This is a genomic window from Eudoraea sp., from assembly GCF_049665975.1.
Lineage (GTDB): Bacteria > Bacteroidota > Bacteroidia > Flavobacteriales > Flavobacteriaceae > Eudoraea.
In genome coordinates, this window is sequence record NZ_JBATGR010000109.1 from 1 (window position 1) to 9,593 (window position 9,593).

10 protein-coding genes are annotated in these 9,593 nt (G+C 37.0%); 1 reads left to right on the top strand and 9 read right to left on the bottom strand.

The window, feature by feature from the left end; genetic code table 11:
* Positions 1-123: 123 nt before the first annotated feature.
* Positions 124-831, bottom strand: a complete 708-nt coding sequence (locus WBN20_RS04375; RefSeq protein ID WP_424280836.1) for a DUF4377 domain-containing protein — start codon at positions 829-831, stop codon at positions 124-126.
* A gap of 91 nt (positions 832-922) precedes the next feature.
* Between WBN20_RS04375 and WBN20_RS04380 the strand changes: the two genes are divergently transcribed.
* On the top strand, positions 923-2,287 hold the full coding sequence (locus WBN20_RS04380) for a cyclic 2,3-diphosphoglycerate synthase (protein ID WP_424280837.1): 1,365 nt from the start codon (positions 923-925) through the stop codon (positions 2,285-2,287).
* Between the two features lie 95 nt (positions 2,288-2,382).
* Here the strand turns inward: WBN20_RS04380 and WBN20_RS04385 are convergent, their stop codons facing one another.
* The 8 genes from WBN20_RS04385 to WBN20_RS04420 all read right to left on the bottom strand — a co-directional run.
* A complete protein-coding gene (locus WBN20_RS04385) occupies positions 2,383-3,969 on the bottom strand; it encodes a serine hydrolase domain-containing protein (RefSeq protein WP_424280838.1) in 1,587 nt (528 codons plus the stop codon).
* Complete coding sequence (locus tag WBN20_RS04390; RefSeq protein WP_424280839.1) at positions 3,956-4,891, bottom strand: mechanosensitive ion channel family protein; 936 nt, start codon at positions 4,889-4,891, stop codon at positions 3,956-3,958. The genes WBN20_RS04385 and WBN20_RS04390 overlap by 14 nt, the downstream gene beginning before the upstream one ends.
* 63 nt (positions 4,892-4,954) lie before the next feature.
* Positions 4,955-5,254: a chaperone modulator CbpM gene (locus tag WBN20_RS04395; protein WP_424271377.1), complete on the bottom strand. Its 300-nt coding sequence runs from the start codon at positions 5,252-5,254 to the stop codon at positions 4,955-4,957.
* 2 nt (positions 5,255-5,256) lie between these two features.
* Entirely contained in the window at positions 5,257-6,144 is an 888-nt protein-coding gene (locus WBN20_RS04400; RefSeq protein WP_424280840.1) for a DnaJ C-terminal domain-containing protein, read from the bottom strand.
* A gap of 209 nt (positions 6,145-6,353) precedes the next feature.
* Positions 6,354-6,911, bottom strand: a complete 558-nt coding sequence (locus tag WBN20_RS04405) for a hypothetical protein (protein ID WP_424271375.1) — start codon at positions 6,909-6,911, stop codon at positions 6,354-6,356.
* Positions 6,912-7,084: 173 nt separating this feature from the next.
* Positions 7,085-7,468 (bottom strand): nuclear transport factor 2 family protein, encoded by a 384-nt coding sequence (locus WBN20_RS04410; protein WP_424280841.1) that lies wholly within the window; start codon positions 7,466-7,468, stop codon positions 7,085-7,087.
* A gap of 2 nt (positions 7,469-7,470) precedes the next feature.
* Positions 7,471-9,081, bottom strand: a complete 1,611-nt coding sequence (locus WBN20_RS04415) for a peptidase dimerization domain-containing protein (RefSeq protein ID WP_424275415.1) — start codon at positions 9,079-9,081, stop codon at positions 7,471-7,473.
* A gap of 130 nt (positions 9,082-9,211) precedes the next feature.
* Positions 9,212-9,593: hypothetical protein (locus WBN20_RS04420; protein ID WP_424280842.1), on the bottom strand; the 382-nt coding region annotated here is incomplete at its 5' end.

Sequence of the window (9,593 nt, forward strand, 5' to 3'; positions counted from 1 at the left end):
TTATAATTGTTTCTCTCTTGCTTTTTTAGCGTTCTTACATCCGTTTGAAACGAAACACCAGGTTTCCCCGAAAAGTAAGAATTGAATATCTTGGTACAGCAGGAGTTCTCGTCAAGTACCTGACTAATCTACTTTTTTAAAAGACAAAGTTTCTTTCCCATTAACATCAGTGAAGATAAGTAAATGGTCTTTCACCTGGTAGTTAACTGAATTGAATAGTACCCGGTCAAAACTGTCTGGGATTGTCATTTCCAAACACATTTTTTTTGTACTCATCATAAGGCCAAACCTTATCGAATCAAATGTGATGTTTTCAATTCCTGCCGAATAGTTGTTACAACCGTTAGTTCCGAAAACCCTCCATTCGGAAAGTTTGAATTCCATTGTAGGTATCTGATTATCAGGGCCAACAGAGCCAATAACATTGCCATTGATACTTTTTAACACCCACTTGGAATTTAAGGCAAACCGACTGTCCTTTTGTTTTTCCAGGACACGAACCAAAGAATATTTATGACCCGTTGTATCTGCCGCCAGATTGTCTTTATCCAAATGTTCCTGTTTAATTTCTATCTTCTGAAAGTAACCAGGTTCAAAAGTAAATCCCTCAATCGTGGAATAGAATAGTTCCCATTGTGGTGCTTCCGTAGTAGTGCCTTTATGGACCAATAAACAATTCATTTGACCCTGACTATCGGGACAATCAGATTTAATACTATTTACCCAATAGATATCATTTTTTTCAGAGTTACAGCTTTCGGTAATAAAAATGGATGCAAAAATCATAATTATTATAGGGTATCTATTATTTGTCTTTTTAGATGCTTTCATGTTTGTGGACTTGAATATGACTTTTATCATTTCGAATACAACAATCTTGGAATATCTTCGAAAGAATAAATGTATTTAAAAATAAACTAACATGGCAAAAAAAAGAATCCTTATCATGGGAGCTGCCGGCCGTGATTTTCACAACTTCAATACCGTTTACCGGGATAACGAGAGCTATGAGGTAGTAGCTTTTACAGCAGCACAGATTCCTAATATTTTGAATCGTAAATACCCACCTTCGCTGGCTGGAGAATTATACCCTTCCGGTATTCCTATTTATGATGAAAAAGACCTTACACACTTAATTATTGATCTCAAAATTGACGATGTTGTTTTTTCATACTCGGATGTCTCCTATGAACAACTAATGCACAAAAGCGCTTTGGTAAATACAGCCGGCGCAAATTTTGTATTACTTGGCAGAAAGGAAACCTCAATTAAAAGCACAAAACCAATTATAAGTATTGGCGCAACCCGTACCGGTTGTGGAAAGAGTCAGACTGCCAGGCGATTGATTGAGATCCTTATTGAAAATGGACTTAAAGTTGTAGCCATTAGGCACCCTATGCCCTACGGAGATCTTGAGGCACAGAGGGTACAGCGCTATGCCCGCCTGGAAGACCTGGAGAAATACGATTGTACCATTGAAGAAATGGAAGAATACGAACCTCATATTGTCAGAGGTAATGTCATTTATGCCGGAGTGGATTATGAAGATATTATAAGGGCGGCTGAGAATGATCCGGATGGTTGTGATATCGTTGTATGGGATGGAGGAAACAATGATTTTCCATTCTATGAATCTGATTTGCATATTACCGTTACAGATCCTCACAGAGTAGGACATGGAATGAAATATTATCCCGGAGAAGTTACTTTAAAGATGTCTGATGTTGTTATCATAAATAAGATAGACAGCGCACGTCCGAAAGATATCGATAAACTACGAAGATTAATTACTCAAGTTGTTCCAAACGCAATTGTAATTGATGCTGCCTCACCAATAAGTGTTGAAGATCCGTCCGTAATACGAAATAAAAGGGTGCTAGTGGTAGAAGATGGGCCAACATTAACTCATGGAGGCATGAAACTTGGAGCAGGTACTTTGGCTGCGGAAAAATTTGGAGCTTCTGAGATCGTAGATCCCAGACCATACCTTGTAGGACAATTGAAGGATACCTTTGAGACTTATCCGAAAATTGGAAAATTATTACCGGCTATGGGATATGGTGATGACCAGCTCAGGGATTTGGAAGTGACAATAAATAGCTGTGATTGCGATGCAGTAGTTATTGGTACTCCCATAGATTTAAGCAGGATTATAAATATTAGAAAACCGAGCACGAGAGTTTTTTATGACCTGCAATCTATTGGGAAACCAAGCCTGGAAGAAGTGGTTGAGGAGTTTTTAATAAAGCACAATATAGAAACCGGGATAGAAGAGATGGTTGAATAGGCTTTAAAGAGCTAGCTTAGTTCTATCAAAAGAGCAAAATGATTTCACTTAGGCTTAAACAAAAGTAAAGAGTGCATGCGCACTCTTTACTTTTTTTAGGATTTGTCTGGTTGGAATGACAGATAAAGTTGTTGCAAATTTGCCATTTTTTCCGGGGTTAAAGTAAAATAGACATCAATGACTCCGTTCTCGGCATTTATTTTAAAACCTCCCCGTAGCTGATTATATGGCTCAATTTCTTCTGTGCTGAGAACTGCACCTGCTTTGTCAAAAATTTCTTTTGCCTCCGCCATCCAGTGTTTACGTGATTTATCCATATAAAAATTTTCGGCTAGCAGCTTCTTTTCCAATTCAGGACTCCAGGTTTGAATTAATTGTTCAACTTGCTGCTGTCGCTCTCTTAAAATATCTGATATGGGAAGTTTACGTGGCTGTAATTCCAAGGTTTCGAATAGTAATTTCTCTATCTTCCTCAGTGGCCATGGAGCCGTATAAGTAAGATTGCCAAAAGCCATTATCCCAATGCCGTAAGCAGGATAAAATACATAATTACTTCCAAAACCTGGCAGGGCACCTCCATGTCTGACCAATTTTAGGCCATTACAATTGGTATGGATCCCCAGGCCGTAACCATATCCGGATACTGTTGCACATGGAGTATTGTTGAAGTCTGTGGCTTCTGTATTTAAATTTGGGAATTGAGGCGTATGCATTTCTCTTAGTGTACTTCGTTTAACAGGTCCCTTATCTGTATCGCTTCTGGGCGGCCAGGCAGAAAGGTGAAAGCTAACATATTTGCTAAAGTCTTCTATAGAAGTTATTAATCCTCCCATTGCACCGTAAGATCCATCATGAAGCATGGGTTCCAGTTTCCATTGATCATCTTCCCATCGGTATCCAATAGCTAATTGTTCCTGTGGAATTTTATCATATTCCCAATAGGTTTGCTTCATGCCAAGAGGTAGTAAAATATTCTCTGTGATATATTGCTGATAGGGCATTCCGGAAACACGGCTAATAATATTGCCCAACAAAGCATATCCGGTATTGCTATACTCAAATGTATAGGAGGGAGGGTTCGAAAAAGCAATACCTTCTGCTAACAGGTTCATTAGCATTTGATCCGGCTCATCCAACTGGCGGTCCCCCCATGGGTTATCCTCAGGAAAACCTGCGGTCATGGTCATCAGGTTTTCTATATCTATAGTGGGAGAATCAGATGTAAGGTATTCCAAACCTGACATTTCCGGGATATAATCAGCGACCGGATCACTGAGTGATAATTTACCTTCATCCCGCAGTTTTAGTATGGCCATGGCTGTAAAACTTTTGCTCATGGATGCTATTCGAAATGCGGAACCAGTAGTTGCGGGAAGGTCCTCAGCAATATTGAGCATCCCGGTGGCCGAAGCAACTACCAGATTATTATCCACAACAATGCCATAAGCCACCCCGGGTATTTTGCGCTCTTTTGCATGTTCCTCTATCAGTTCCTGTATTTCGGCAGAAATGCTCTTTATCTTTTCCACACGATTGTCATCAGAAAATATAGGAGGCCTATAGGATACGGAGATGGATTTGGCAGCTGAATCAATTTTTTGATCCGCTGTTTGAGGTGAGTTACATGAAATTAGCAGTGAAAGTAAAAAGAAGGGGATGAAATGCTGTTTAGAAATTGTCATTCTCTGTTTGATTTATACCATTTTCGTTAATATTTACCATTGGAATTCGCACTATTTCAACGGTTGTAGAAGCCAAAATTACTTTCCCATTGGTTTTTTCGAATTCTTTACCAATCAATTCATTCAATATATGTTTTGTAACCCTCCTTTTTTTATAATCGACAATATATCTTAGATTAAATTCAATCCAATTATCGGTCATGGTTATGGCCAAAGTAGGTTCTACTTTTGCATCTTCGATATAATATCGCTCAACAACATCCTTCCATTTAGCTATAGATTTTGCAACATATTCAGACAAATTTTCAGTTGCTACTTTGATAACAATATCTTTTGCCAATTCAATATCTGACCCATACCGAATAGGTAAATTAAACTCGTCCCAAATAAAAGGAAAATCCATGGAATAATTATAGACAGGACCTTTGAAAACGAATGCATTACTCAATTTAATTATTCTTCCACTGTAATTATCACTGCTAACCCATTCGCCAATTTCCATCATAGTGGTATAAATACTGTCTATATCAATAACATCACCTTTAATTCCATTAATCTCTATTCTATCACCAGGTTTGTATACTTTTACAAAGAATATGTACATAGACCCCGCAATACTTAAGATTAGCTCCTGTAGGGTAATTGCAATCCCCGCAGATAAAAGTCCTATAGCTAATGTGAAGTCCTTAATATTCCCCGTAAAATACGAGAGTGTAAGAATAATCAGTATCAAATAACCAACTACTTCTATTCCCTTTTGAGACTTATATTTAACCTTAGAGTTTGGTAAATTTTTACGAATGAATCTTCTCAGGAATTGAATAAACCCAATTATCAATAACACAAAGACAAGGTATTTTATAAATATTGCCGTTGAAGGATGAGCTTCCAACCATTGTTTCATGAACTCCAAAGATTTCATAGTTTTAAAATTTACTCATTATGGCCATTAATATCTTAATAAATTAGTAGCATTATTGTATTCTCAAAAATCATTTTCATACAATCGCAATCTATTATGAAGCTTATTCAATTCATTTTGTAAACTATCTATTTTATTTAGCAAATTAAAAACCGCATCTATTCCTTCAGTATTTATATTTAATTCCTGGTGGATTCTAATCATTTTTTCCACATCACTAATTTTATCCTGATGAAGATAGGAAGTTTTTTCAAGGGTTGTGATACTAATTAAGCCCTCTTCATGGAGTTCATTAAAAAATGAAACCTCCACACTATAATGTTCACATAACTGGACAATGGGTATAAAATCTTTTAGCTTCATATCTATCTTAGTTTTGCCAATTCCTTAATTAATTCCTTTTCCTTATCTGAAAGATTTGTTGGTATTTTTATCTGATATGTAATGTAGAGATCTCCAAACTGACCTTCTTTTTTATATATAGGAAAGCCTTTACCCTTTAATTTTGCCTTTGTCAGGTTTATAGTTTCGGGTTTTACTTTTAACTTTACTTTTCCATCAAAGGTATCTACAACAACCTCCCCGCCTAGCAGGGCTTTGTACAGGTCCAGATCAATCGTTGCATAAAGATTGTCCTTATCGCGTTTAAATTTCGAGTGATTGAGGATCGAAAATTTAATGTGTAAATCCCCTTTTGGTCCACCATTAACTCCTTCCCCACCATGCCCTTTAATCTTTATTACCTGCCCGTTCCTGACCCCCGCCGGAATTGTTAACCTAATATTTTTGCCATTTATAGTAAGGGTTCGTTTATGTGTCCGATAGACATCTTCCAGTTCCAACTGTAATTCCGCATTGTAGTCTTGTCCTCTAAATTGGACATTTCTACCTCGACCTCCTGCAGATCCTCCACCAAACATGGAACCGAAGAAGTCTGAAAAGTCTTCTTGTGAATATTGGCCAGAACCTCTTTGTTGTGTACTTCTATGATATTGCTGCTGTTGTTGTGCTTTTTCAATTTCGTCGGCATGTTTCCAGTCTTTCCCGTGTTTATCGTATTTTTTGCGATTCTCCGGATTGCTCAGAACTTCGTTGGCTTCGTTTATTTCCTTGAATTTCTTCTCCGCTTCTTTGTCACCCGGATTTAGATCGGGATGGTATTTTCGAGCCATTTTCCGATAGGCTTTTTTAATATCATTTGCAGAGGCTTTCTTATTAATCCCTAATATTTTATAATAGTCTATGTAGGTCATTTATTCCTGGATAAGAAGTTTTGTATTCATATCATCATTTTAACTAAAATTATGCAACTTAATAACTGTTCTAAACTATCATTTTATTTGCATCAAAACCATCTATAAATTTAGGGAAAAATACCCTCAAAAGACAACCATTAATGAACTATAATTAAAGTAGTTAAGTGTTTGTATAAGTGCTATGATAGAATAGTTTGCAGCATGGATTATTTCCATTTTAACCTCTTAACTCCAACCGCTATGATTATCCCAATCAATATTAGAAAGAATAACGTTGTTGAAAGACTCTTTATAGCTGTAAAAGTGTTTGTAATATTTACTTGCGTCATTGACAAGTCCGGATAACTATTTAGCATATTTATTATACCAAAATTCTCCAGATAATCTGCGATTCCGGCAACAAGTGGGACCAGGCATAAATAGAAAAAAGGAGTACTTAATTTATCCAATTTTTTAAGAAAATATGCAATTAACAGGCAATATGTTATTCCAAAAAGGAATGGATATATCATGTCAATGGGAATTTGATTATATAAATAAACTTTGCGGCCTTCTTCCCCAAGCCGGCCGAACAACTGGCTTACATATTCAAAATCATATCCTTGTGGCATCATATCCAATAATTTCATGCCTCCGGCATAGGCCGTAGTCTTAGGAATGGTTACAAATAGCATAAATGCATAAACCAGATTTGTAAGAAAGAACAGAAAGGCGACTTTTTTCCCTGATAAATTATTAGATATGATTTTTCGTAGTTTATTCACCGGTTTTGCCAAAAACTCTTGTTTGTAGTTTAATCACATCCGACTTGGTATATCCATATAAATTATAGGATTGGCCGGAAATTTGCTAATACTTTAATCAATAAGATGCGTTAAAATTAGTCAGCTACTGTAACTAAAGGTAAGAAAATATTTTGGGTTATTTATTCTCATATTCAGTACATCGTATTACCGTTTTCAGATGTCTTTGGAATTTGTTGCATGGCATCCCAATGTTCCACAATTTTACCAGTCCTATCAAATCTAAAGAAATCCATGGTCACATATTCCTCGTTCCCGGGCCAAATTTGATGTGTATGCAGGGCAACCAAATTATCTTCGGCAACAGATCTGACAAATTCTATCGATTTATTAGGGTATTCACTTGCCATTCTGTTGAAATAATCAATAAAGGGTTGAGGTCCATCTCCTACCAACGGGTTATGTTGAATATAATCTGAACCAACATATAATTCCACCGCTCTTTTCGGGTTTCCGTTATATGCCATTTCGTAAAATGCAATGGCATTTTCTTTGTTTTTAATTAATTCTTCACTCATTTTCACTTCATTTCCTTTTGTTGTTCCAATTGATCTTTTCTTAAGGTTGGATATGTAATTCCTAATTGTTCGAGGTAAGAATCATATTTGGATTCATCATAATAAAATGGAACCAGCAAGGGTGCATATTCTTCCATAATTTCCTTATTAAGATATATAGCGGGCTCATCTGTTTCGGAGACCATAGGAACATACTTTTGTTTGCTTGCTTGTTCTTCCTTAAAATATGCCCATGCCTGCTCTACCAATTCTGGTTTTAGAAGTAAATCTAGCAGCGTCATAGCCTCAACTTTGGCTCCGGCAACTACTCCTTTGTGTGCAATAGGGGTTGCCATAGCAATAGAATTAGACCAATGATGACCTTGTAAGCCGGGTATGTTAGAAGGATACCTAAGTGTAACAGTGGGTATTTTCCAGGAAATATCACCAATATCATCAGATCCACCACTTACTGGTTCTACTACAGGAAGGCCTATAGTATCTAATTTTATGGCTAATCCGGTTGTGTCTTTCGGGGAGTTAACTTCGCGCTGCACCGCTTTTGCAAGTATTTGATCGGCCTCACTCCATTCTGGTAAACCTACTTCCAAAATATTGGAATACATATCTTCTGCAATTGGTTTATTAAAATGCCTTGGCCATGCCGTGCCTAAAATTTTACTGCTCATTGTAGTCCTTGTCATCATGGCTGCACCTTTGGCAATATCATTTGCTCTTTCATAAACCTCCATGATTTTCGGGTAGGTAATTTCCCGGAAATAATACCAGATAGAGGCTTTTGAGGGCACCACATTGGGCTGATCACCACCATTATTTATTACAGAGTGCGATCTGCCCAGAGGATGCAGATGTTCCCGGTTATATTGCCAGCCTATATTCATTAATTCAACAGCGTCGGCGGCACTTCTGGCCCTCCAGGGAGCTCCTGCAGAATGTGCTGATTCTCCTTCAAAAGTATACTCCACTGAAATCATACCTGTACCTCGTGCAGGGCCGTAGGAGACATTCATGTTATTAGAAACATGTGTAAATATACACAGGTCAACATTGTCAAAATAGCCATCCCTGGTGTAATAGGCTTTTGTTCCCAATTGTTCTTCAGCCACTCCGGGCCATATGATGAGTGTTCCTGGAATTTTTTCGCGTTCCATTATTTCTTTTACCGAAAGCACTGCCACCACATTAAGAGGTGTCCCGGAATTATGGCCTTCTCCATGCCCCGGGGCACCTTCCACAATAGGATCATGATAGGCTACGCCAGGCTTTTGAGATGCTTTTGGAATACAATCAAGATCACTTCCAATGGCAATAACAGGTTTTCCGGATCCCCATTTTGCCCACCATGCTGTTGGTACACCAGATATCCCATATTCTATTTCAAATCCATTTTTCTTTAAAATATCTGTAATATATTTTGAAGTTTGTTCTTCCTGAAAGCCCAACTCAGAAAAACTAAAGACCTTATCTACCATTACCTGGGCCATTTTAGCTCTTCCCTGTACTTTCTCCTGAACCTCTTTTTTTAACAATATCAGTTGTTCTTCCTGGCTTTGGGCATACCCTAAATTTAGGCATATAAACAAAGTAAGAACTGCAATGTAGATTTTATTCATAGCTGGATATGGTTAGTGTTAATAAATCTAAATGTACAACAGGATTTTAAAAAGAAGAAATTATTAAAAATTCAATTGGATAATTTTAGGAAATTTAATAAACACCTGATTAAACTGCCGACCAATATTTTTAATCACTCACAGTTCCCAGCTCTGTATTTATTAATTTAATAATTGTATCTATTTCGCGTAAGGCCTTACTATAAACAGTGTCTTTGGCTGAAGTCAGATAAATACTTTCCACAAAAATATTTTGCATTTCCACTTCATAAAGTCTTTCAGGTTTTACGGCTTTAAAAGCATCAAAATTTACTACCCCTCGCAGAGTAGGGGATAATTCATTTATAATAATTTCCCAGTGAATATTTTCCAGTTTGTTGGTACGGATATAGGTGGTTTCCAATTTTTGTATTAAACTGGTAATCTCATCATTTTTTAAGAGTTTTAAGTTACCGCTGTTAACCAAAGTCTCATAAATTGTCCCACTGCTATTAAAGTCTGAATATTGGGAT